General features: G+C 50.4%; 20 protein-coding genes and 1 riboswitch. Of the genes, 3 read left to right on the top strand and 17 right to left on the bottom strand.

All coding sequences use genetic code 11. The features are described 5' to 3' along the window. Positions 1 to 134 precede the first annotated feature (134 nt). The 4 genes from QZR21_RS00005 to hslV all read right to left on the bottom strand — a co-directional run bounded on the left by QZR21_RS00005 (position 135) and on the right by hslV (position 4,286). Positions 135 to 704 carry a biotin transporter BioY gene (locus tag QZR21_RS00005; RefSeq protein WP_296097202.1) on the bottom strand — a complete coding sequence of 190 codons (570 nt, stop codon included), beginning with the start codon at positions 702 to 704 and terminating at the stop codon, positions 135 to 137. A gap of 158 nt (positions 705 to 862) precedes the next feature. Next, entirely contained in the window at positions 863 to 1,852 is a 990-nt protein-coding gene (locus tag QZR21_RS00010) for a biotin--[acetyl-CoA-carboxylase] ligase (protein WP_296097204.1), read from the bottom strand. Between the two features lie 548 nt (positions 1,853 to 2,400). Continuing rightward, the gene (gene hslU / locus QZR21_RS00015) at positions 2,401 to 3,756 is read right to left on the bottom strand and encodes an ATP-dependent protease ATPase subunit HslU (RefSeq protein ID WP_296097207.1); all 1,356 of its coding nucleotides are present in this window, start codon (positions 3,754 to 3,756) and stop codon (positions 2,401 to 2,403) included. Continuing rightward, the gene (gene hslV, locus QZR21_RS00020; protein WP_296097209.1) at positions 3,756 to 4,286 is read right to left on the bottom strand and encodes an ATP-dependent protease subunit HslV; all 531 of its coding nucleotides are present in this window, start codon (positions 4,284 to 4,286) and stop codon (positions 3,756 to 3,758) included. Before hslV ends, hslU begins: the two co-directional genes overlap by 1 nt. 366 nt (positions 4,287 to 4,652) lie before the next feature. Between hslV and QZR21_RS00025 the strand changes: the two genes are divergently transcribed. Continuing rightward, positions 4,653 to 5,120: a PaaI family thioesterase gene (locus tag QZR21_RS00025; RefSeq protein ID WP_296097211.1), complete on the top strand. Its 468-nt coding sequence runs from the start codon at positions 4,653 to 4,655 to the stop codon at positions 5,118 to 5,120. Between the two features lie 192 nt (positions 5,121 to 5,312). Here QZR21_RS00025 and QZR21_RS00030 read toward each other — a convergent pair whose 3' ends face one another. From QZR21_RS00030 to QZR21_RS00090, 13 genes are all read right to left on the bottom strand, one after another. After that, a complete protein-coding gene (locus QZR21_RS00030) occupies positions 5,313 to 6,599 on the bottom strand; it encodes an O-acetylhomoserine aminocarboxypropyltransferase/cysteine synthase family protein (protein WP_296097213.1) in 1,287 nt (428 codons plus the stop codon). Between the two features lie 938 nt (positions 6,600 to 7,537). After that, positions 7,538 to 8,152, bottom strand: a complete 615-nt coding sequence (locus tag QZR21_RS00035; RefSeq protein ID WP_296097215.1) for a phosphoribosylanthranilate isomerase — start codon at positions 8,150 to 8,152, stop codon at positions 7,538 to 7,540. 184 nt (positions 8,153 to 8,336) lie between these two features. Further along, a complete protein-coding gene (locus QZR21_RS00040; RefSeq protein WP_296097217.1) occupies positions 8,337 to 9,173 on the bottom strand; it encodes a hypothetical protein in 837 nt (278 codons plus the stop codon). A 452-nt stretch (positions 9,174 to 9,625) separates the two neighbouring features. After that, positions 9,626 to 10,567: a UDP-N-acetylmuramate dehydrogenase gene (murB, locus tag QZR21_RS00045; protein WP_309296411.1), complete on the bottom strand. Its 942-nt coding sequence runs from the start codon at positions 10,565 to 10,567 to the stop codon at positions 9,626 to 9,628. 191 nt (positions 10,568 to 10,758) lie between these two features. Beyond that, positions 10,759 to 11,676, bottom strand: coding sequence for a ribose ABC transporter substrate-binding protein RbsB (rbsB, locus tag QZR21_RS00050; RefSeq protein WP_296097221.1), 918 nt, complete (start codon positions 11,674 to 11,676; stop codon positions 10,759 to 10,761). A 12-nt stretch (positions 11,677 to 11,688) separates the two neighbouring features. Further along, positions 11,689 to 12,627 (bottom strand): ABC transporter permease subunit, encoded by a 939-nt coding sequence (gene rbsC / locus QZR21_RS00055; RefSeq protein WP_296097223.1) that lies wholly within the window; start codon positions 12,625 to 12,627, stop codon positions 11,689 to 11,691. Between the two features lie 4 nt (positions 12,628 to 12,631). Further along, positions 12,632 to 14,113, bottom strand: a complete 1,482-nt coding sequence (locus QZR21_RS00060; RefSeq protein ID WP_307973791.1) for a sugar ABC transporter ATP-binding protein — start codon at positions 14,111 to 14,113, stop codon at positions 12,632 to 12,634. An 18-nt stretch (positions 14,114 to 14,131) separates the two neighbouring features. Then, on the bottom strand, positions 14,132 to 14,536 hold the full coding sequence (gene rbsD, locus QZR21_RS00065; RefSeq protein WP_296097229.1) for a D-ribose pyranase: 405 nt from the start codon (positions 14,534 to 14,536) through the stop codon (positions 14,132 to 14,134). Next, entirely contained in the window at positions 14,524 to 15,414 is an 891-nt protein-coding gene (gene rbsK / locus QZR21_RS00070) for a ribokinase (protein ID WP_296097231.1), read from the bottom strand. Before rbsK ends, rbsD begins: the two co-directional genes overlap by 13 nt. Positions 15,415 to 15,935: 521 nt before the next feature. Continuing rightward, the gene (gene fumC / locus QZR21_RS00075) at positions 15,936 to 17,324 is read right to left on the bottom strand and encodes a class II fumarate hydratase (protein WP_296097233.1); all 1,389 of its coding nucleotides are present in this window, start codon (positions 17,322 to 17,324) and stop codon (positions 15,936 to 15,938) included. 389 nt (positions 17,325 to 17,713) lie between these two features. Then, on the bottom strand, positions 17,714 to 18,436 hold the full coding sequence (gene budA / locus QZR21_RS00080) for an acetolactate decarboxylase (RefSeq protein WP_296097234.1): 723 nt from the start codon (positions 18,434 to 18,436) through the stop codon (positions 17,714 to 17,716). Positions 18,437 to 18,734: 298 nt separating this feature from the next. Continuing rightward, a complete protein-coding gene (locus tag QZR21_RS00085) occupies positions 18,735 to 20,102 on the bottom strand; it encodes a phosphomannomutase (RefSeq protein ID WP_296097236.1) in 1,368 nt (455 codons plus the stop codon). 5 nt (positions 20,103 to 20,107) lie between these two features. After that, positions 20,108 to 20,416 (bottom strand): YerC/YecD family TrpR-related protein, encoded by a 309-nt coding sequence (locus QZR21_RS00090; RefSeq protein WP_296097238.1) that lies wholly within the window; start codon positions 20,414 to 20,416, stop codon positions 20,108 to 20,110. Positions 20,417 to 20,746: 330 nt separating this feature from the next. Then, a riboswitch (SAM riboswitch) is annotated at positions 20,747 to 20,850 on the top strand. Between the two features lie 67 nt (positions 20,851 to 20,917). Here QZR21_RS00090 and QZR21_RS00095 point away from each other — a divergent pair. Continuing rightward, positions 20,918 to 21,955 (top strand): methionine ABC transporter ATP-binding protein, encoded by a 1,038-nt coding sequence (locus QZR21_RS00095; protein ID WP_296097240.1) that lies wholly within the window; start codon positions 20,918 to 20,920, stop codon positions 21,953 to 21,955. Then, positions 21,936 to 22,589, top strand: a complete 654-nt coding sequence (locus QZR21_RS00100; RefSeq protein WP_296097242.1) for a methionine ABC transporter permease — start codon at positions 21,936 to 21,938, stop codon at positions 22,587 to 22,589. Before QZR21_RS00095 ends, QZR21_RS00100 begins: the two co-directional genes overlap by 20 nt. The last annotated feature ends 268 nt before the right edge of the window (positions 22,590 to 22,857 follow it).

The raw sequence follows: 22,857 nt of genomic DNA on the forward strand, positions 1-22,857 counted from the left end.
ATCTGTGAAAGTCTGCTGTTTCATAAGGGAATACCGCCTTTCATGACACTTTTTACCTTTTATCTCTATTTTACAGGAAAGAGTGTTTTCTGACGATATTTTCTTGATTAAATCAGCGTTTCCCTAAATCACCATCAATGTTCTGTAGATGCGTAGTATCCTGCCTGGTTCAGGGACTGACGGATCCGGGTCCCCAGAATGACGCCAAGCACCACTTTGATCAGGTCAAAAGCTACGAAGGGGAATACGGTCAGAGTCAGTGCTGTCCAGAGAGGCATATCCTTGCCCAGTCCGAAATGGAAATATCCAATGAACCATACAAGTCCCAGGAAATAGCAGCAGATGAGGCCCAGTACGGCGGAAGATACCTGCCGTAAGAAATGGCCCTTTTCAGCAAGCCGGAACCCGGACACCCAGGCCATCACCACAAAGCCCAGATAATAGCCGCCAACAGGAGAAAGGAAAATGCCTGCTCCTGCTTTGCCCATGGTGAGAATCGGAACCCCCATGAGCCCCAAAAGGAGCCACAGTCCTATGGAAATGGCTCCCCATTTCCGCCCCAGCACACCGCCGGCCAGGGCACAAACGAAACTCTGCAGAGTAATCGGCACCGGTCCAATGGGGAACGTGAACTGGGATAAAATCGCCATAATTCCCGCAAATATGGCGGCACTGATCATGTTATGCATTTTTTCTTTTTCCATAGGAATCCTCTTCTCCTTTTTCGGCTGACCGTCCGTGACTCAGACATGAAGAGTGAAATGCCCGGAACGGCTGCTGCTCACAATGTTCCCGGACTCTGAAAACCGGGACCTCCTTCTATCCGGCACCTGCCAGGTGCCACAATCTCACCACTGCACCATCAGCGCTTTGGTATCGGTGCATCAACGGGGCGAATCGATACATCTCCTGCCAGTACACGGGTTACTGCTTTACCCGTATCCACCAGAAGGCATCCATCCTTATCAATGCCAATAGCCTTGCCCGTATAGCTGTCATCACCGAAAATAACACGTACATCCTGACCGATGGTGACGGAGAGGGATTTCCAGTCTTCCAGAACCTTATCGAACCCCTCTTCCTGGGCCACTTTATATTCCTTTTCCAGTTCCCACAGAACCGCAGCCAGCAGGTCTTTCCGGGATACATCGATACCTTCATTCAGGAAAGAAGTCGCCGTTTCCCGTGCTTCTTCGGGGAAATCATTTTTCTTCATACCCGTATTGATACCAATGCCGATAATAATATAGTCAATCTTTTCCATGGAAGCAGACATTTCTGTAAGAATGCCCACCATTTTCTTTCCATGGTAGAGAATATCATTGGGCCACTTGATACCGGCATCCTTAAGTCCCATGCGGCGGATGCCCCGGCATACGCCGATGGCTGCCAGCAGTGTACATTTCGCTGCTTCCATGGGGAAGAACTTCGGACGAAGGATCAGGGAGAACCAGATACCCTTGGCAAAGGGACAGTTGAACTTCCTCGTCAGCCGGCCATGGCCATTTGTCTGTTCCTCGGCAATGACAATGGTCCCTTCTTCCGCCCCTTTTCTGGCGATTTCTTTGGCCTCATCGTTGGTGGAGGAAGTCGTTTCCAGATATACCACATGGCGGCCAAAGGTCTCCGTATGGAGGGCGCTTTCAATTTCCAAAGGGGTCAAAAGATTGGGCGCATAAATGAGCCGGTACCCTTTCCGGGTACTGGATTCAAAAATATAGCCCCGCTCTTTCAATACGTTAATATGTTTCCAGATAGCCGTCCGGGAAACATGGAGGTCTTTGGAAATCTGCTGTCCGGAAACAAATTGTCCATTGGCCTTTCTGAAATACTCCAGAATCTCGTTCCTCATAAAACGCCTCCTATTAGAATGGATGATGTCCAAAAGGCATGGAGAAATTTCTTTTCTCTGCCTGTACTATTTTCTCTAATTATAGTCAGTTGTAAACCATTAGTCAACCTGATTTATCATATGTATTGACATTATTTTTAAGGAGAATAATCCTCACAGGAAGGATGGCGGCAGCGCAGAATACCAGGAAGTGCCGCCTTTGGGTGCCGGGCCGAAGATGGGATTCTGATGACTCTGTTCCTCCCAACGTGCAATTGACTCTGCAGAAAGCTCCCTTTTCTAAAGGGAGCTTTCTGCAGAGTCAGACTTCATAAGGATTTTTATGCACTGCTTCGTCATAACTCTCCTTAAATATCCCGCCACACGACAACAGCTGCGAAGCGGCTCATTCCCGGTAAGCTGTAAGCGGATAGCTGTAATCCCTTTCCCATTGGAGCTTGATATCATTTGCTCAAAAGGCCTGCCCAACGCAAGGCTCCCTATGTTCACATATTCTTCAGCCTCATCAAAAATCCCCGGAGATGGTTTCCATCTCCGGGGACTGCCTGTCACAGGATATAGTTTGAAATATCAATATTTTCCGTAATCTGGCCCAGCTTTTCCTTGACATAGGTACTGTCAATGGTGACATCCTTATTTTCAAGGTCCGGTGCTTCAAAGGACAGATCCTCCAGCACCCGTTCCAGAATGGTATAGAGCCGGCGGGCTCCGATATCTTCCGTCTCCGAATTGACCCGGGATGCGATTTCTGCAATCGTATCCAGCGCATCTTCCCGGAAAGTCACCTTGACTCCTTCCGTTTCCAGAAGTGCCGTGTACTGACGGATCAGTGCCTGCCTCGGTTCTGTCAGAATCCGGCGCAGGTCCTCCTTCGTAAGGCTCGAAAGTTCCACGCGGATAGGGAAACGGCCCTGCAGTTCCGGAATAAGATCACTGGGTTTGGAAACATGGAATGCTCCGGCAGCCATGAAAAGAATGTGGTCTGTCTTCACCTGGCCATACTTTGTCTTCACCGTGGCCCCTTCCACAATGGGAAGGATATCCCGCTGCACTCCCTCCCGGGATACATCGGGGCCGCCGGAAGAACCGTGGCGGCCAGCGATTTTATCGATTTCATCAATGAAAATGATGCCCCGTTCCTCGGCGTAATGGATGGCCCGATCCTTCACTACTTCCATGTCCACCATTTCGTCTGCCGCCTCTTCGGCCAGAATCTTCTTTGCATCACGGACGGTCACTTTTTTCTTTTTCATCTTTTTCGGCATCATGCTGGTGATCATGATGGAAATCTGGTTGGCCTGTTCATTATCAGACTGGGGAGCGCTGCCTCGGTCCTCCACTTCGATTTCAATCTGCCGGTCATCGAGCTCTCCGCTCCGGATCCTTTCCAGCAGGTCCTTCCGCCGTTCCTTTTCTCCCTCATTCTGGGGGGCTTCCTGTTTCTTCTCACCGAAAATGATATCCATGGGGCTCCGGGTTTCCGGCTTCTTCGATGGCCACATGGCTTCTCCGATGCGGCGCACTGCCTCTTCCTCCGCATCCCGGCCATGGCGGGATGATTCTTCCTTTTTCACCAGCCGTACCGCTTCTTCCACCAGATCCCGCACCATGGACTCCACATCCCGGCCTACATACCCTACTTCTGTGTACTTGGTCGCTTCTACCTTCACGAAGGGAGCATGGGTAAGAGACGCAATACGTCGGGCAATTTCTGTCTTGCCTACGCCCGTAGGACCGATAAGGAGAATATTTTTCGGGCTGATTTCTTTTGCAATTTCCGGGGCAAGACGACTCGCCCGCCAGCGGTTCCGAAGGGCTACAGCCACAGAACGTTTCGCTTCTTTCTGGCCTACGATATACTGGTCCAGATACTCTACAATTTTACGAGGTGTCAGTTCTTCCATCAGATTTCCTCCACTATTACATTATGGTTCGTATAAACGCAGATGTCCGCTGCAATATGGAGCGATTTTTCTGCAATTTCCCGGGCGGAGAGATTCGTGGACTGGGCAAGAGCACGGGCGGCTGCCAGAGCATAGTTGCCGCCGCTTCCAATGGCCAGGATGCCATCATCAGGTTCTATGACTTCCCCGCTGCCGGATACAAGGAAAAGATGCTCCCCATCGGTAAGAATGAGCAGGGCCTCCAGCTTCTGCAGCACCCGGTCACTGCGCCAGTCCTTGGCAAATTCCACCGCTGCCCGGACAAGGTTGCCATTGCAGTCACGGAGTTTGGATTCAAATTTATCAAAAAGAGAAAAGGCATCGGCCACGGAACCTGCAAACCCTGCAATGATTTTCCCGTGGTAAAGCCTGCGTACCTTGCGGGCTGTATTCTTCATGATCACCGCATTGCCCATGGTTACCTGCCCATCGCCGGCCATGGCCGTATGGCCGTCTTTCTTGACCGCCAGTATCGTTGTTGCTGTAAACATAGTACCTCCTGTCATATAACCACAAAGTTTCTATAGGTCACTGCCAAAGGGCAGCATAATTGTCATACCTCTATCTATTATACGTTAGGTCGGTAGAAAATGACAGAAGGGAAGACGGCCGGGGCCGGGCGCCTTCCGGCAGAAAGACATGCTAACAGATAGAACTTAGAGCCTCTAGCCTTGAACACTGATAGGAATAGACTCTCCGGGCAAATGAGATTAAGCGGGATAAGCTTACAGCTTACCGGGGATTCACCGGATATCGTATAGTTGGCTTTCAGGAGAACTGGCGGCCCTCCCATCTTGCAATCCCCTCCCCTGTCGAGTAAGATAGATAGGATAAATCATAAGAAGGATGGGACCATTATGGCAGACGAAGTTATCCAGATTACAGACCCGGAAAAGATCCGGCAGCATATACGGGATATTTACAGCAAGAACCATTTCATGGCTGATTATTTCCATATCCACATTGATGAAATCCACTGCGGCAGCGTGACGGTAAGCCTGAAAACAGACCCCGCCAAACACAATAACCACACCGGCCGCCTCCATGGCGGTGTCCTGGTAGCCCTGGCGGACTCCGTAACCGGCGTTACCAGTGCCTCCGTAGGTGCGTCGGTGGTCACTGTATCCATGACCATGAATTTCATCCGCAATGCGAAGTCCGGAGAAACAATTCGTGTCACCAGCCATATCACCCACCGGGGGCGGAAGACCATCGTTATCGAAGCCAATATGTACGATGAAGAAAACCATCTCATGGCCAATATCCTGGCTACCATGATGATAATGAAGCCTTTCCCGGAAATCCCGGAACATTGGGAAGGGTGAGAATGGTGTGAAGAGAATTGAGGCCAGACGGCTTCATAAGGCGGAGCTTCCATATATTATATTGTCGTCCATTTCATTCTTTCGCACGACACTCATCCACGAATAAAAAACACCTGAAACGGTTAACCCGTTCCGGGTGTTTTTTATTTGTGGTGCCATCCCCGTGAGGAGTACAGCCCTTATGAAGGATCATCAGATCTTAGCCAGCGCCTGTTCTACGTCTTCCAGAAGGTCGTCAATATTTTCAATACCTACGGAGATACGGACGGTGCCTGGGGTAATGCCGGCAGCTCTCTGGGCCGCTTCATCCAGCTGCTGGTGGGTGGTAGATGCCGGATGGACAACCAGGGACTTGGAATCCCCTACGTTGGCCAGGTCCGAGAAAATGTCCAGGCTGTCGATGAACTTACGGGCTGCCTGGAAGCCGTCTTTCAGTTCAATGGAGAAAATAGAGCCGGCCCCTTTAGGCAGGTATTTCTGCTGGAGTTTGTGGTACGGCGAAGATTCGAGGCCCGGGTAATTGACCTTGGCTACTTTCGGGTGCTGTTCCAGGAATTCTGCCAGTTTCTGGGCATTGGATACATGCCGTTCTACGCGGAGAGAAAGGGTTTCCAGACCCTGGATAAAGAACCATGCGGAAATCGGGGAAATAGCGGCGCCCGTATCCCGGAGAACTTTGGCACGAATACGGGTGACAAAGCCGGCACCCGGTACATCTTTGGCAAAATTGATACCATGGTAGGAAGCATCTGGATTGGCAAAATGGGGATACCGCTTTGGCTGGTTCCAGTCGAACTGTCCATTTTCAATAATAGCGCCGCCCAGAGTCGTCCCATGGCCGCCGATGAATTTCGTAGTGGAATGAATGACAACATCCAGTCCGTGTTCCAATGGGCGGAAGAGGTAGGGGGTCGCGAACGTATTATCAATAAGTACCGGCAGGTGATGGGCGTGGGCAATGTCGCGGATGGTATCGAAGTCCGGAATATTGATGGCCGGGTTGCCCAGGGTTTCGATATAAACGGCCTTTGTCTTTTCGGTAATGGCCGCTTCGATTTCTTCCGGATGGTCCGGGTTTACGAAGCGGGTATGGATACCGAGCTGTGGCAGGGTGTCGGTGAAGAGTTCATAGGTGCCGCCGTAAAGAGTGGAAGTGGAAACAATTTCATCGCCGGCGCCGGCAATGTTCAGGATAGAATAGGTCACTGCCGCCGCACCGCTGGCTACAGCAAGACCTGCAGTGCCTCCTTCCAGAGCAGCCAGCCGCTTTTCCAGGACATCCTGGGTAGGATTTGTGAGGCGGCCGTAGATGAATCCCGGTTTCCGAAGAGCAAAGAGATCTTCCCCCTCCTGGGCATCATGGAATACGTAGGATGTGGTCTGGTAAATCGGAACAGCCCTGGCTCCTGTGGTGGGATCCGGTACCTGTCCTGCATGCTGCTGAAGTGTTTCAAAACGATATTTCTTTGTGTCTGCCATAATTGATTCCTCCCATGGTTATAAATTGAATATTATCTGTTTTCTGCCTGTTTTTCACTGTTTGAACCAATCATGGCCCGACATCGGAAACCCACTGTCATATCCTGCTCCTCCTCTTTCTTAAGGTCATTATCGCCAGGCCAGGGCCAGGCTGTTTCAAGGCATGTTTCTATGCCCCTGCGCTGTAACGGGCGTCTCCCGGATATCACACACTTTTATTTTCCGTAAAACTGATGGAATGCCGGAGAAGAAACTCCGATAAAGAGAAGGCAGCTGTAAAGGCCCCATCTTACGGTATCCATCATTTCTGCCAGTTTCTTCATCCTGTTTCATCCTCCCGGAAAATAAAAAAACTCCCATCCTTTACCAGGACGAGAGACTCGTGTTTCCACCTAATATTCATGCTCCTGTCACCAGAAGCACCTTATGGGGTACTTGATTACCGTATACCCTGACTCTGTATCGGGAGTTCCCGGGAAAGCCTACTCTTTTTCGGCCTTCCAAACTCAGAAATGCACTTCAGCGCCCTATCCATATCCGCTTTCACTATCCGGACTCGCTAGGCTGTTTTCAGGAACCTACTCTTTTCTTCCTTGTTTGAAGTTGTGTTAAATGTATCATGGGATGGGAAAATTGTCAAGTGGTAAATAGTGAAGAGTGAGAAGCAAATGTAACCGAACACAAACAGGGAAGCCTCCAATCTGATACAGAACCGCGGCCCTGCCGCACTTCCCCTTTGACCGGAAGCCATTCCCCCTGAGCTGCCCTAGGGAAGCACTGATTAAATCGTTGTTCGATTATACTCTTGTATTTTCATGCAATACAAGGAATAATCCGACCCGATTAGCGAGCTATTTAAGAAGGATTATGACGCAGTATTGCATGAAAATACATGTATAATCGGACTCTGCGAATTAATCAGCGCTTCCCTAGCCCCTTTATTCTCCATCCGCCTCCCGCACGGCGCGGATAAAGGCAGCGATTTTCTCCGGATCCTTACCCTTCCGGTCCTCATATTCCACACCGGAAGATACATCCACCATATCCGGATGGACAATAGCAATGGCTTCCCCCACATTGACCGGAGTAAGGCCGCCAGCTAGAATCCATTTCTTACCTCCCCTTGGAATCCCAGCCAGCCGATTCCAGTCGAACGATTTCCCACTGCCCGGCTGGGCCGCATCAAAAAGCCAGGCCCTGACAGGGGCATTGTCTTCTATTGTCGGCATGCCTTCCTTCATATTCACCGCCCGGATGATGGGGATATGAATGGTCCGGATCATGCGGGAATCCAGGGCTCCATGGATCTGGATACAGTCAAACCCGGCTTTCTCAATTGCTAAAGCCTGCTCCAGGGAAGGAGATACGGTGACCGCCGTCTTTTGGATTTCCTTCGGCGCCGCCTCCATAATCTCCATGGCCCGGCCCAGGGAAATATTCCGCCTGCTCTTTGGACAGAACAGGACCATCCCCATAAAATCTACCTCTTCCGGTGGAAGGTATTCTGTTTCTTCCGGTGTAGTGATACCGCAAATCTTGATTTTCGTTTTCATAGATACAGTCCTGTCTGATAAGAAAAAAGCAAAGAGAAAAGAGGATTGCAAAAGAAGCACGCAGCGGCCCAAAAATCAGGAATAGCTGTGGCGGAGTACAATTCATGGAGCACCGCAGACTTGCCAAAGGCCCCGTCTGCAGGAAGCTCATCCATATATCCCCCACCCGTTCATCCAGCCGTAATCAATCCTGCGCCACCCCGGTGACGATGTCAATCTTCATGGCCTCCAGGGACATACCGGTGGTATATTCGATTTCCTTCTGTACATGGTCCCGCATAGTGTGGATGGTCCTTTTGATTTCCTGGGGCGTGCCGCTGCGGACAGTCACATCCAGCCGAAGAATCAATCCGTTCACCTGGCTTTCACTCTTCTTGCTCTTTACATGGCGAATCCGGATTTTTTTCAGGTTCCGCACGGAATACCGTACAAGATCTTCAATGACCTGGTCGGAAAATGTAAGCTTTCCATAATAGCTGAACACCGGCCGCACTACGGAGCGCTCATTCCATTCACTGAACCGCTTCGGCTCTTTTTTCCGGTTTCGAAGAAAACGGAGAGGATCCACCATATACCCTTTGAAATAGGGCTTCAGCTCCATGGTAGGCACAGGGATGACATGCTTCCCTTCCTTATGCCGGGCCTCGCTGGCCTTCAGCATGTCTTCCGGCTTTGCCACATCTTCGATACGGATATATTTGGAAGGCATAGGAAGATCCAGTGCCTTTGCAATGGTCACCACCATACGGTCTGAGGTACCAAGGATAAGGACCCGCTTCGGATTGATTTTCTTCAAAGCCTGCCGCACTTCATCCCGCTGCTCTTTATCCCAGAAAATGGCCCGCCACACCGCCTTGAGGCGGCTTGCTTCCCGTTTGGCTGATTTCCCCGCCACAATACGGCTGTGGTAAATCAGGATGCCATCATCAATGATACAGGATGCCTTGTTTTCATAGGCAATCACCAGGGCCCGGTCACTTTTCCCCGTCCCCGGAGGGCCATAAAATCCAATGGTTTCCATAGCCATGTCTCCTTTCATCTGTTTATTCTATTCATTATATCATGGCGTGGCAGGCAGGTGGACAGCCTGCGGCGCTTGAGAGGCCAATTTTATGCGAAGGGCTTAGAGCTTTGAACCTTTTCTCCAAGGAATGGAGCCAGGCAGGTCCTGCAGGCCCAATGGCCGATCCCCCATCCGGTGATTGGAGCTTCTACCATCAGACGTCGTCAGACGACCAGGCTGCTATTGCAGGACATATCCGGCCACTTCGCGTCGTATGACTATAAAAAAAGACGGCGCAACATCATTTGTGCGCCGCATCATTATAAATAAGTTAATGGAAAGGTACTATTCTTCGAGCAAGGTAACCCAAAGCAGTATCTAAAACCGAAAGTGCTGCCGCCGTGACTCCTGACGGCAGCTTTACCGTAAGTCAGAGCCTTAACCAGAGAAAAGGTCACAGCCTATTCTTATCATTCTTCTCCCACGATCTGGACTTCCGTATGGAGATCCACACCGTAGTTTTCTTTGACCTTCTGCTGCACATCGTGAATAAGATGAAGCATGTCTTCGCAGCTGGCGTGGCCGTTATTGATCAGGAAACCCGCATGTTTCTCGCTGACCTGGGCATCGCCCACCGCATAGCCCTTAAGACCCAGTTCCTCAATCATCTGGCCCACGAAATGACCGGATGGCCGCTTGAACGTACTGCCGGCGCTCCGTTTTTCCAGGGGCTGCTTCGTCCGTCTCCGGTGGTTCAGGTCATCCATAAGAGCCCGGATATCCTTTTTATTTCCCGGCTTCAGGGAAAGCGTAATATCCACAATGGCTTCTCCGTTTTCCATGAAAAGACTATGCCTGTAGGAATAGCCGATATCCCGGCTGTCATAGGTAATCAGATCTCCCCTGGCATCACAGGTAGTGGCGGAAACAATAATTTTCGACATTTCACCGCCATAGGCACCGGCATTCATATAAGCTGCCCCACCGATGGTACCCGGAATACCGCTGGCGAATTCCATGCCCGAGAGTCCCCTTTCATAGGCTGCCTGGGCTGCCTGGGCCGTAGAAACACCGCTTGAAACCTTCAGGAGATTTCCGCTCTGTTCAATCTTATGGAGCCGTCCTGTAAAAATGACTACGCCCCGGATTCCCTTATCCCGGACAAGCAGGTTGGCCCCGCCACCAAGAATAAATACGGGGATATGATTCCTGTGAGCCAGCTTCGATACCACGCAGAGCTCCTCCGCCGTTTTGGGCACAAGAAAACAATCCGCCGGACCACCGATACCAAAGGTGGTGTGACGGCTCATGGGCTCATTTATTTTTATTTGCTTTTCATCTAAAACATTTGAAAAAATCTGTGCATATTCTTTATTCATATGTGTCCCTTTTCCATTGAAATAATTACTCATACTATTATAAATTTGCCTGTTGGTAACGTCAATGGAAATTATAAAATTGGTATGTGGCAGGAAAAATGAAACTATGGAGAACCAGATATTTCCTGTCCGTTTATAGCAGATGTATTCACCACTACAGGTAAAAAAGCCGTGGGAATCAATTCCCACGGCTTTTTCCAGGTTGTCAAAAATTTATTTTATGATTATTTCTTTTCTACCAGTTTCAGGTCTACGGCAATATTCTTATCTACGTTTTCACCCTTAGCCAGTTTGATAGCGGTTTCTACGCCGATTTCACCCATCTTATCCGGCTGCTGGGCAATGGTAGCCGCCATGGAGCCATCGTTGACTGCTTTGATACCGTCATCGGTGCCATCGAAGCCGATGATGAATACCTGTTTGTTAGCTGCTTTTGCTGCACTTACAGCACCGAGAGCCATTTCATCGTTCTGTGCGAAGATTGCCTTTACATCAGGATTTGCCTGGAGAATGTTTTCAGCAACGGTGAGGCCTTTGGAACGGTCGAAGTCGGCGTTCTGTTTAGCAAGGACCTTCAGTTTGCTGTCTGCCACGTTGTGGAAGCCCTGGCCTCTTTCACGGGATGCAGAAGCACCGGGGATACCTTCCAGTTCAGCCACCGGAGTGCCTTCACCCAGTTTGGAAACGATATATTCTGCAGCCATTTCGCCGCCTTTGACGTTGTTGGAAGCGATATGGGCAGCGACTTCGCCTTTATCGGCAGAGCGGTCGATGGTGATGACCGGAATCTTTGCCTTGTTGGCAGCCAGTACGGAGTTGGAGATTGCAGCAGAGTCTACCGGGTTAACGATGAGTACGCTGATATTTCCCTGGAGCAGGTCGGCAATATCATTGGACTGTTTAGCCGGATCATTCTGGGCATCAACGATCTTTACGTTGACACCTGCCTTATCAGCAGCTGCTTTTACGCTGTTAGCCATGGTCACGAAGAACGGATTGTTCTGGGTAGATACGGAGAAGCCAATGGTTACTTTCTTGGAAGCAGAAGCGGAACCGGCAGCCTTCTTGTCAGAAGAGCCGCAGCCTGCGACGGAAATGAGAGCTGCGCCAATGAGAGCAGCTAATGCGATTTTCTTTAACACTTGTTTTCCTCCTTAGTTTTTCTTGCGATCCATAAGTACTGCGAGCAGAATAACTACGCCTTTGACAACCTGCTGGTAGAAGCTGGATACATTTAATATGTTAAGACCATTATTCAGGGTACCGATGATCAGTGCACCGATCAGGGTACCAGAAATACGGCCTTTGCCGCCTGCAAGAGACGTACCGCCAAGAACAACGGCTGCGATGGCATCCAGTTCATAGCCCATACCGGCTGTCGGCTGGGCGCTGTTCAGGCGGGCAGTAAGGATAGCACCTGCAATTGCGCAGAGGCATCCTGTTAAAGAATAGGCAAAAATCTTGATTCTGTCAATCTTGATACCGGAAATGTAGGAAACTTTTTCATTGCCACCTACGGCATAGGTCTGGCGGCCAAGGGGTGTCTTCTTTAATACAAACCAGAGAATAAAGAAAGCAATGAGCATGATAATGGCCGGTACCGGGATATCCATGATAAAGCCCTGGCCGAAGCCGGTGAAGATAGGATCATCGGAAAGGCCGGAAATCGGGTTGCCGTTTGTAAACACGAGGGTGGAACCACGGTAAATAGTCATGGTAGCCAGTGTAGCGATGAAAGGTGCCACCTTGCCATAGGAAATAATGATACCGTTGATGGCGCCCAGAAGAATACCGATAAAAGCGGAAAAGACGATGGCCATTTCCGGATTGGTCCCTTTGGCAATCATGCTGGCCATAAGAGCACTGGACAGGGCCAGGATACTGCCTACGGAAAGGTCGATGCCGCCGGTAAGGATGACAAAGGTCATCCCAAAGGCAATCAGGGCATTAATGGAAATCTGGCGTGCCAGGTTTTTCAGGTTTGACGGATCAATGAAGCTGTCATTCAATGCGGAAATGACAACGAAGAGAACGATGAGGCCAATGAGCGGTCCCATTTCTCTGATTATATTTTTTACTTTTGCAGAACTCATGCTGTTACTCTCCTCCGGTTGCAAGTGTCATAATGCGGGTCTGGGTGGCATCTTTATGTTCGACAATGCCGGCCACCGTGCCTTCGTGAATGACCAGAACCCTGTCGCTCATGCCGATGACTTCCGGAAGTTCCGAAGAGACCATGATAATGGATACGCCCTGGGCAGTCAGTTCATTCATCAGATCGTAAATATCTTTTTTGGCGCCGATATCGATGCCCCTTGTCGGTTTATCGAGAATCAGAAGTTTCGGGTGCATGCCCACCCATTTGGCAATGACCACTTTCTGCTGGTTGCCGCCGGAAAGAGTGCTGGCGGGCAGGTTGATATCCTGGGCTTTCACGCCGAGCCGTTTGGAAAGGGTGCTGGAAAAATCAAATTCCTCTTTATCATTAATTACATCGTGCTTAGCCAGCCGTTCTTCACTGGGCAGGGCAATGTTACGTTCAATGGAAAAATCAAGAATCAGACCTTCGGTTTTTCTGTTTTCCGTAATGAAACCAAATCCAGCTTTGATGGCATCCCGGGGATTATTGATATGGATTTCCTTCCCTTCAAAGAAGAGCTTCCCTTCCTTATGGGGATCCACGCCGAAGATTGCCCGCATGATTTCCGTACGGCCGGCGCCCATGAGGCCAGCCACGCCGAGGATTTCCCCTTTTCTGAGATTGAAGGAAATATCCCTGAAAACGCCGGGCTGGGTAAAGTGTTCCACCCGGAAGATTTCATTTCCCGGCACATTGGTGCGGGCCGGATAATATTCACTCATCACACGGCCCACCATATCCCCTACGATCTGGTCCATATTCGTTTCTTCCGTAGGACGGGAGCTGATGGTCTGTCCATCCCGCATGACGGTGATGGTATCGCAGTTTGCAAAAACCTCTTCCATACGGTGGGAAATATAGATAATGGAAACGCCCCGGGCTTTCAGTTTTTTCATCACTTCAAAGAGGCGGTCCGTTTCCCTTTCCGTCAGGGCAGCCGTCGGTTCATCCATGATGACCGTTTTGGCATCGAGCATAAGGCATCTCGTAATTTCCGTCATCTGCTGCTGGCCCACGGAACAGTCCCCTGCCACTTCATCCAGCGGCAGGTCAATACCGATTTCCTTGCACTTGGCTTCTGCTATTTCGTGCATCTTTTTGAAATCAATGGTCCCGAATCTTGTCTTGGGCTGGTTCATGAGGAACAGGTTTTCCAGCACCGTAAGATTCGGCCAGATGTTCAGTTCCTGGTGGATGAAGGCGATACCGTGTTCTTCCGCATCTTTATTATTGCGGAAAGTCACTTCTTTCCCGTCCACCAGAATGGTACCGGCATCGGCCTTATGGATACCGGTGAGAATGTTCATTAATGTGGATTTGCCGGCGCCATTTTCCCCCATGAGGGCATGAACTTCGCCGGGACGGATATGAAGGTTAACCCCGCCCAGCACTTTATTGGTACCGAAGGATTTGCAAATCCCTGCCATTTGTATGTCCATGTAACTCGTTTCCCTCTCTTAGAAGATGACTCCGGACTGGAGAATGACGTTGGAGAACGGTGTGATTTCCCCGGTGCGGATGACTGCCTTGCAGTCCTTTTCCCAGGCTTTCAGCTGTTCATGGGAATCCAGAAGCACCCATTCCACTTCGCTTTCCGGGAAAACTTCCTGCAGTGCTGCCCACTGCTTTGGATTCTTGATCTTTGTTTCCGGTGCAATATAGATTTTTTCGATCTGCATGTACTTCGCCATTTCCTTCACCACTTCAATGAATGGCGGTTCGCCCAGCCGAAGGGCCAGATCGATTTTAGGAACGCCTGCCGGAACGGGGAGGCCACAGTCTCCTACGCACACCTTATCCGTATGTCCCAGGTCAGCCAGAACCTTGGCAATACTGCTGTTCAGAATTCCTACTTTTTGCATGAGAGCATATCCTCCACATCTTTCCGCCAGGGCATTCCTCCCTGGGCACCCAGTTTACCTACAGACAAAGCAGCGGCGGCATTGGCGAAACGGATGGCTTCCTTTACGGAAAGCCCCTCGCACCGGCCTGCTGCAAAAGCGCCATTAAATGTATCTCCTGCCCCTGTGGTATCTACCACGGACACAGAAAATCCGGGAACATGGACGACTTCCTCCTTTTCACCATAGAGGACGCCATCCTTTCCCACAGTCATAATCACCTTGCCCGCATGGGACTTCAGGATTTCATCCCGGTCCATGCCCTTGAACATGAGGGCCGCCTCGTGTTCATTGGGGGTTATGTAAGTCACCTTTTCAATCCAGTCCTCCGGAATATCCATATAGGGAGCCGGATTCAGCATGACCGGAACCTTTTCTTCGCAGCACCGGTCAATAATGTAACCGATGGTATCCATGGGAATTTCATGCTGCAGCATGACCAGGTCCGATGTACGGATCACATCAAAGGCCTTGTCCACCACGTCTCGGGTCACCTTTTCATTGGCCCCTTTGATAACGATGATGCTGTTGTCCCCTTCCGCCAGGATGATGTGGGCTGTACCGGTATTGACACCCTCCAGCACTGACACATAGTCCGTCTTCACGTGGCTGTCCTTCAGGGCTTTCAGCATGAGACTGCCGTAGGGATCATCTCCCACGCAGCCGATCATGTAGACCTCTTCTCCGAGCCTTGCAGCCGCCACCGCCTGGTTGGCGCCCTTGCCGCCGGGAGAAACAACAAGCCGCTTCCCCATCACCGTTTCACCGGCCTGCGGACGGCGGTCCGCCTCTACGGTGAGGTCCATATTGCAGCTTCCGATCACAGAAATATGTCCCATAAAACCTCCAAAACAGATGTATAAACAGTATATACTTTTTCAAGTCAACGCTATTATTCTATCACAAAGTCCGGGGAGATTAAAGATGATATGAAAATTTTACAAATGCCCGAAAGAACGCACAAAGACCGTATTTTCTCTATTATACCCGAAAGGGAAAAGGACGTTAAGGAAAAGAAAAGAAGCAGTATGGGATCAGGCGGAGTTGGCAAGTTCCCCAATTGGGTGAATGGGGCTAAAGGTGGTGGGTAAACATCGCTTCGCTCGTTAACCGGGTTGTGGGCGCTGACGCGCCAGGGGCATAAGGAAAAACAGCCGCCTTCGGCGGCAGATCCACCTTACGCCCCCACTTTACCGGGGCGTCAGCCCCAGGTAAAGCCACACCCCGGTTGGCAAGCGCCAGCGATGCAACCCACCACCTTTAGCCCCATTCATACGTATGAGATGTCTCTCAGCCGCTCCTGCACTATAAAACAGCTGCCGTCACGGGATGCAACGACAGCTGTTTGTTTATACTGACCTTACCGGTCTACATTGGTCATTTCTCTTGGGTTCACCCATTTATCGTAGTCTTCGGCAGTCACAAAACCAAGGGCCACTGCCGCTTCCTTGAGGGAGCTGTTGTCGGCAAAGGCTTTCTTTGCAATCTGTGCCGATTTTTCATAGCCGATATGGGGAGACAGGGCGGTAACCAGCATAAGGGATTTCTCTACCAGTTCTTCCATCCGCTCTTCATTCACCTTAATGCCCTGGGCACAGTGAATATCGAAAGAATGAATAGCATCGCCCAGAAGACGGGTGGATTCGATGAAGCTTTCTGCCAGGATCGGTGCAAATACGTTCAGTTCGAAACGGCCCTGGGAAGAAGCCATGGATACCACGGTCTGGTTGCCATGGACACGGCAGGCCACCATGGTGAGGGCTTCGCACTGGGTGGGGTTCACTTTGCCCGGCATGATGGAAGAGCCCGGTTCATTGGCGGGAATGGAAATTTCTCCCAGTCCTGCTCTCGGGCCGCCGGCCAGAAGGCGGATATCATCGGCAAACTTCATGCAGTCCCCTGCCAGCGCATCGAGAGCGCCATGGGCGAAGACGATGTTATCCCTGCCGGTTAAAGCGTAGAATTTATTGGGTGCTGATGTGAAAGGCATACCGGTTTCTTCGGAAATGGCTTTAGCCACTTTTTCCCCGAAGTCCTTCGGGCTGTTAAGGCCTGTACCTACCGCCGTACCGCCGATGGCCAGGGGGTGCAGGTACTTTTCTGCATCATGGATCATGGAACGGGCCTGCTTCAGCATTTCCAGCCATCCGGAAATTTCCTGTCCGAATGTCAGGGGCACCGCATCCTGTACATGGGTGCGGCCGATTTTCACGACATGCATGAATTCTTTGCTCTTCGCTGCGAACGTATCAATGAGGCCGTCCAGAGAACCATACAGGTAATGATGGAGTACATACACCGCTGCCACATGGAGGGCGGTGGGGAATGTATCGTTGGAGGACTGGGACATATTCACATCGTCATTCGGATGGACCCGTTTATCACTGCCCGCTTTTTCCAGCTTTGCATTGGCAATGTGAGCCACCACTTCGTTCATGTTCATATTGCTCTGGGTACCGGAACCGGTCTGGTAAACCACCAGAGGGAATTCTCCATCCCACTGTCCCGCCAGGATTTCATCGCAGGCGCTGCGGATGGCCTTTCCCTTTTCCGGGTCCAGCTTGCCGTCTTCTTCATTCACCCTGGCTGCGCATTTCTTCAGGATCGCAAAGGCACGGATGATTTCCTTCGGCATGGCATGGCCGCCGATTTTGAAATTTTCGAAGGACCGCTGGGTCTGGGCACCCCACATGTGGTCCGCCGGAACTTTGACTTCGCCCAAAGAATCATGTTCAATACGATATTCCATATTGGTTCACTCCTTTTTTGAAATGGGATCACTGAACTTACCTATTTATTGTAACATCTTTCCCTATACCGGAAAATTGCAATATTCATATAGGTAAAGGGAATATCTTTGCAAAAAGGGCATAGAACGTGGGTAGAGAGTCCGAACAGCAACCAGATAAATGGGACTAACAGTTGTGGGTGAACATCACTGACGCTCGTTCACCGGGTGGCAGGTGCTTCGCACCAGGGGCATAAGGTTCATAAGCCACCTTTAGCGGCAAATCCACCTTATGTCCCCGCTTCAACAAGCGCAGCGATGTTGAAGCCACAACCCGGTCGGACAAGCGCAGCGAAGTCCGACCCACAACCCTTAGCCCCATCAATCGGTACTGCCCTATGCTCTCCCATCTATCCTTCTACCGTCTTTACGGCTCCCGCCAGGTCCGTGGTGAAATCGATTTTACCGAAGGAAGAGGATTTGGGGAGAACCAGGGAGAAATCAGAGAGCAGGCAGAACTCGGCAGTTCCCTTTTTCAGGGAAAGATCCATCACATGGCCGCCACGGCTCCTGTCATCGGAAATGTAATGGAAGTGCCAGCCCGGCATATTGAGACTGGCCATGAAAGCCGGACAGTAGAGCCCAATCAGGGTACCCGTGGTGTTTTCAAAATGGAATTCCACCTGGTCCGTCTTCATGGCTTCATCCAGACGGCGGTAGGGTTTCTGCTGTGCTTTTTCGCTTCGAGTATACATTTTTTCAAAGGTTCCACGGATTCGGATACCATAAAAATAATTCTTTCCCCATCGATTGATGAAGTCATCCGCTTCCCCCCGGAGCTTTGCCAGGGAGCTGATATGTTCCAGCGGCAGTTCCCGGTCCGGTTCGAAGAAGAAAACATCCGCAAAAGGAACCTTCACATTCCCCTCCGGTTTTTTCACCTCTCCCCTGCCATTGACCTGGTAAACCTGTCCATCCACCATCACCAATTCCCCATCCAGGGAATCAAAAGTACCGATGCCAAAATCTCCGTGGCCCATGAGATCCCTCACCGGGATAAATCCTTCATAATGGCCCAGTACCAGGGACTGCAGCAGGGCTGCCTGATATAATGTACGTTTCGTTGTATTCATGATATTCTCCTTTATTGTGTAATGAGTATGCGGCCAAACAGGATATATGGGGCTAAAGGTGGTGGGTGAACTGCGCTGCGCCTGTTCACCGGGTTGTGGGTGCTTCGCACCAGGAGCATAAGGTGAATCACCCACTATTAAACTTAAGCGGTGATACCACATTACTATATAAGATCTATGATCTCCCTTTTCTATAGTAAGAGAAGCGTCCCACCCCAATTGACAAGTGCAGCAATGTCAATCCACTCCAATATCCTGCTAACTATGAGCAAAAGCCGGGCAGGGTGCCCGGCTTTCTTTATTCTACGGAATGGATGAAATCCATGACTTCCTTCTTTTTCTCTTCCAGAAGAGCCCGGTCTCCCTTTGTTTCCATATTGAAGCGGATCAGGGGCTCCGTATTGGAGGGGCGCAGGTTGAAGCGCCAGTTGTTAAATTCTACGCCGATACCGTCGGTCAAATCGATGCGGGCCGCCGTTTTCTCATATTTTTCCTTGACCTTTTCAATGACAGTGGCACCGTCTTTGATGGTAAGGTTGATTTCCCCGCTGCAGGGATATTCCTTTTCCATCTCCGACACCAGCTCACCCAAGTGCTTTCCTTTTTCACTCATCACCTGGGCCACAATGAGCCAGGGAATCATGCCGGAATCGCAGTAGGAGAAATCCCGGAAGAAATGGTGGGCCGAATTTTCCGCCCCGTAAATACCATGGACCCGGCGCATGGTTTCCTTCATGAAGGCATGGCCCCCTTTGGACTCCACCGCCTTTCCTTTAAGATCCCGGCAGATTTTTTCCGTGCACCAGAATACCCGGGGGTCATGGACAATAGTCTCTCCGGGATGCCGTTTCAGGAAATATTCAGAAAGAAGGCCTACCATGTAGTACCCCTCCACAAAGTGGCCATTCTCATCAATGAAGAAGCAGCGGTCGAAGTCCCCATCCCAGGCGATACCGAGATCCGCTTTTTCCCGAAGCACCGCATCCACCAGGGGCTTCCTGCATTCCTCCAGCATGGGGTTCGGCACGCCATGGGGGAAGGAACCATCCGGTTCCATGTACAGTTCCGTGAAGTGGAAGGGCAGGTGTTTCTTCAATTCGGAAAATACGATATTGGCACAGCCGTTTCCTGCGTTCACCACGATATGAAACGGCTTCATCCGGTTCACATCGACGAAGGAAAGGATGGTGCTGATATAGTCCGAAAGGATTTCCTTTCGATACAGGCTTCCTTTTTTCGCGGATTCAGAGAAATTCCCGGAAAATGCCAGGGCTTCTATATCCTTCAGCCCCGTATCGGCGCTCACAGGGATACCTTCCTGCCGCACTATTTTTATACCATTATAATCGGATGGATTATGGCTGGCGGTAATCATGAATCCTCCATCCATATGATAGAAGAACGTACCGAAGTACATCATTTCCGTACCGCAGAGGCCGATGTCATAGACATCGCTGCCTCCATCCATGAGTCCCCGGGCCGCCGCCTCCATAATGGACTTCGAACTGGGCCGCACATCATAGCCGATGCACATGGTCTTCGGATGGAAGAGCGAAGCATAGGCCCTTCCCACCCGGTACGCCAGGTCCTCATTCACTTCTGCCGGGACAATGCCCCGGATATCGTAGGCCTTAAATCCTTCATGAGACATCTGTAAAGGTTCCATGCCGGTTATTTTCCTCCTTTCTGTTCCTGCAGCCGCTTCAACACGGTAATATACCCGTCCGCTCCATACTTCAGGCACCGTTTCACACGGGAAATGGTGGCTGTGCTGGCGCCGGTCTTCTTCTCGATCTGGTCGTACTTCTCGCCTTCCTCCAGCATCCGGGCCACCTCAAGGCGCTGGGACATATCCCGGAGCTCATTGATGGTGCATAAATCTTCAAAGAATTCATAGCACTCATCCCTGGTCTTCAGGGAGAGAATGCCGTCAAATAAGGTATCTGTCAAAGGATTGACAAGTCTCTGGTTCACACTCATGGTAAACCCCTCCTTCTATAGCAAAAGGCCTGTGTCTTCTTTACTTTAGTATATTATAACATTACAGGCTGACAGGTGCAAAAGGAAAGGAGGTCAAATTGTGGTGACGTGAGTTACAACCATGCGGATGTATGGGGCTAAAGGTGGTGGGTGAACTGCGCTTCGCGGATGTCCCATGCATGTGAATGGGCAATAGACCTTCCCGGCCCATCCAGCCGGTCCGTTCCAGTTTTCAGCTATCTCTTGTTATAGCAAAAAGTTATATTGACAACACTTTTCATTGATAGTACTATAAGTGCAACCCTATTTCATGAGGGTTAATTTCATATGGATTCATCATGAGTGGCGGAGGGACTGGCCCATTGAAGCCACGGCAACCATTCTTTTTAGAAAACGGTGCCAATTCCAGCGAGTGAATACTCGGAAGATGATGTTAAAAACTGACTTTCATCTTTCGATGAAAGTTTTTTTATGAGAATTTGACTGATAAAGGAGCCCCCAATGATTGAACTTAAACATATAACGAAACTATATGGCAGTTTCAAAGCACTGGACGACATCAATCTCACCATCAAAGATGGGGAAATCTACGGGATTGTAGGACAGTCCGGCGCCGGTAAGTCCACCCTGATCCGGTGCATCAACATGCTGGAACCGCCAACGTCCGGCGAAGTGCTGATTGACGGCAAGGATATGACGAAACTTACGAAGACCCAGCTGAGGGAAGAGAGAAAGAAAATCGGTATGATTTTCCAGCATTTCAACCTTCTCTCCAACCGTACCGTGGCCGGCAACGTGGCATTCCCCCTGGAACTGTCCAACGTACCGAAGGCGGAACAGAAAAAACGGATTGATGAAATCCTGGACGTCGTAGGCCTTACGGAATACAAAAACAAGTATCCCTCCCAGCTTTCCGGCGGCCAGAAACAGAGAGTCGGCATTGCCCGGGCCATCGTTTCCAATCCCTCCGTTCTCCTTTCCGATGAAGCCACCAGCGCCCTGGACCCGGAAACCGTAAAATCCATCCTCCAGCTGCTGAAGGACATCAACAAAAAACTGGGCATCACCATCATCATGATTACCCACCAGATGGAAGTCATCAAGGAAATTGCCGAACAGGTGGCGGTCATCGAAAAGGGCCGCATCATCGAACAGGGCAGCGTGGTGGACCTCTTCACGAATCCCCAGACCGAAACCCTGAAAAAGTTCGTAGGTTCCGTCATGTCCTCCGATGTACCGGAACAGCTCTCCCACATGAATATTTCCAAAGAGAAAACAAAGGATAATGACCAGACCGTGGTGAGCCTCAAATTCCGGGGCGACGTGGCCAATGAACCGATCATTGCAAACCTCATCAAGAAATACAACCTCGATGTGAGTATCCTTTATGGCTCCATCGATTATATCCAGAACGTCTCCTTCGGCCGCCTCATCATCATGATCAACGGCAGCGAAGAGGACATGAACAAAGCCCTTGGCCATTTGAAATCTTTACCTATTACAAGCGAGGTGATCGGATATGTCTCCAGCAATAACTAATCTTCTTCTGAAAAGCCTGGCGGAAACGCTGTACATGCTCTCCGTTTCCGCTTTCATCGCCGCCATCATCGGCATTCCCCTGGGCATTCTCCTGGTGGTAACCGAAAAGAACGGCATCCTCTCCTGCCCGGTGCTGAATAAGCCCCTGGCCTTCATTATCAACCTCATCCGTTCCATTCCGTTCATCATCCTCATGGTGGCTATCATTCCGTTCACAAGACTCGTAGCAGGCACCTCCATTGGTACCACCGCCGCCATCGTCCCCCTGACCATCGCCGCCATCCCCTATACCGCCCGCATGGTGGAAACTTCAATTCGTGAAATTCCCTTCGGCCTCATTGAAGCTGCTGAGTCCATGGGCGCTTCCCCTCTCCAGATCATCTGGAAAGTCCTCATTCCGGAAGCCCTCCCCTCCATCATTGAAAGTCTGACCGTAGTTATCGTCTCCCTCATCGGTGCATCCGCCATGGCCGGCACCATCGGTGGCGGCGGCCTCGGTGACCTGGCCATCCGCTACGGCTACCAGCGTTTCCAGGCAGACGTCATGATTGCCACCATTATCGTCCTGGTCATCATCGTCCAGCTCATCCAGCTCATCGGCAGCAGACTTGCCAGAAAAGCGGATAAACGATGAGAAAATCATCAAAAAGGTAATAACGTCTTAATTCACAAGAAGAAATCAGCCAGGAATGGTGATGTGCCGCTAAACCCTGATAGAACAGCACAGAATGATAGATAATGAATATTTCCAATCCGAAAATTTCAAAAGCAAATTCACAATATTGCATCATTTGCGGCGCTCTATAATTTATGCGCCGCCACCTCCATTCCTAATTCCTCATTCCTAATTTAATTTTCATTTTCCCATATCCTGTTTGTGTAACCATTTGCGTATATAACGG

Origin of the sequence: uncultured Dialister sp., assembly GCF_900541605.1 — a bacterium.
GTDB lineage: Bacteria > Bacillota > Negativicutes > Veillonellales > Dialisteraceae > Dialister.

What these genes read in the sequence shown, in the direction of transcription:
- QZR21_RS00005 (WP_296097202.1), bottom strand. Translation starts at nt 704, where the DNA reads ATGGAAAAAGAAAAAATGCATAACATGATCAGTGCCGCCATATTTGCG.
- QZR21_RS00010 (WP_296097204.1), bottom strand. Translation starts at nt 1,852, where the DNA reads ATGAGGAACGAGATTCTGGAGTATTTCAGAAAGGCCAATGGACAATTT.
- hslU (WP_296097207.1), bottom strand. Translation starts at nt 3,756, where the DNA reads ATGGAAGAACTGACACCTCGTAAAATTGTAGAGTATCTGGACCAGTAT.
- hslV (WP_296097209.1), bottom strand. Translation starts at nt 4,286, where the DNA reads ATGTTTACAGCAACAACGATACTGGCGGTCAAGAAAGACGGCCATACG.
- QZR21_RS00025 (WP_296097211.1), top strand. Translation starts at nt 4,653, where the DNA reads ATGGCAGACGAAGTTATCCAGATTACAGACCCGGAAAAGATCCGGCAG.
- QZR21_RS00030 (WP_296097213.1), bottom strand. Translation starts at nt 6,599, where the DNA reads ATGGCAGACACAAAGAAATATCGTTTTGAAACACTTCAGCAGCATGCA.
- QZR21_RS00035 (WP_296097215.1), bottom strand. Translation starts at nt 8,152, where the DNA reads ATGAAAACGAAAATCAAGATTTGCGGTATCACTACACCGGAAGAAACA.
- QZR21_RS00040 (WP_296097217.1), bottom strand. Translation starts at nt 9,173, where the DNA reads ATGGAAACCATTGGATTTTATGGCCCTCCGGGGACGGGGAAAAGTGAC.
- murB (WP_309296411.1), bottom strand. Translation starts at nt 10,567, where the DNA reads ATGAGTAATTATTTCAATGGAAAAGGGACACATATGAATAAAGAATAT.
- rbsC (WP_296097223.1), bottom strand. Translation starts at nt 12,627, where the DNA reads ATGAGTTCTGCAAAAGTAAAAAATATAATCAGAGAAATGGGACCGCTC.
- QZR21_RS00060 (WP_307973791.1), bottom strand. Translation starts at nt 14,113, where the DNA reads ATGGACATACAAATGGCAGGGATTTGCAAATCCTTCGGTACCAATAAA.
- rbsD (WP_296097229.1), bottom strand. Translation starts at nt 14,536, where the DNA reads ATGCAAAAAGTAGGAATTCTGAACAGCAGTATTGCCAAGGTTCTGGCT.
- rbsK (WP_296097231.1), bottom strand. Translation starts at nt 15,414, where the DNA reads ATGGGACATATTTCTGTGATCGGAAGCTGCAATATGGACCTCACCGTA.
- fumC (WP_296097233.1), bottom strand. Translation starts at nt 17,324, where the DNA reads ATGGAATATCGTATTGAACATGATTCTTTGGGCGAAGTCAAAGTTCCG.
- budA (WP_296097234.1), bottom strand. Translation starts at nt 18,436, where the DNA reads ATGAATACAACGAAACGTACATTATATCAGGCAGCCCTGCTGCAGTCC.
- QZR21_RS00085 (WP_296097236.1), bottom strand. Translation starts at nt 20,102, where the DNA reads ATGGAACCTTTACAGATGTCTCATGAAGGATTTAAGGCCTACGATATC.
- QZR21_RS00090 (WP_296097238.1), bottom strand. Translation starts at nt 20,416, where the DNA reads ATGAGTGTGAACCAGAGACTTGTCAATCCTTTGACAGATACCTTATTT.
- QZR21_RS00095 (WP_296097240.1), top strand. Translation starts at nt 20,918, where the DNA reads ATGATTGAACTTAAACATATAACGAAACTATATGGCAGTTTCAAAGCA.
- QZR21_RS00100 (WP_296097242.1), top strand. Translation starts at nt 21,936, where the DNA reads ATGTCTCCAGCAATAACTAATCTTCTTCTGAAAAGCCTGGCGGAAACG.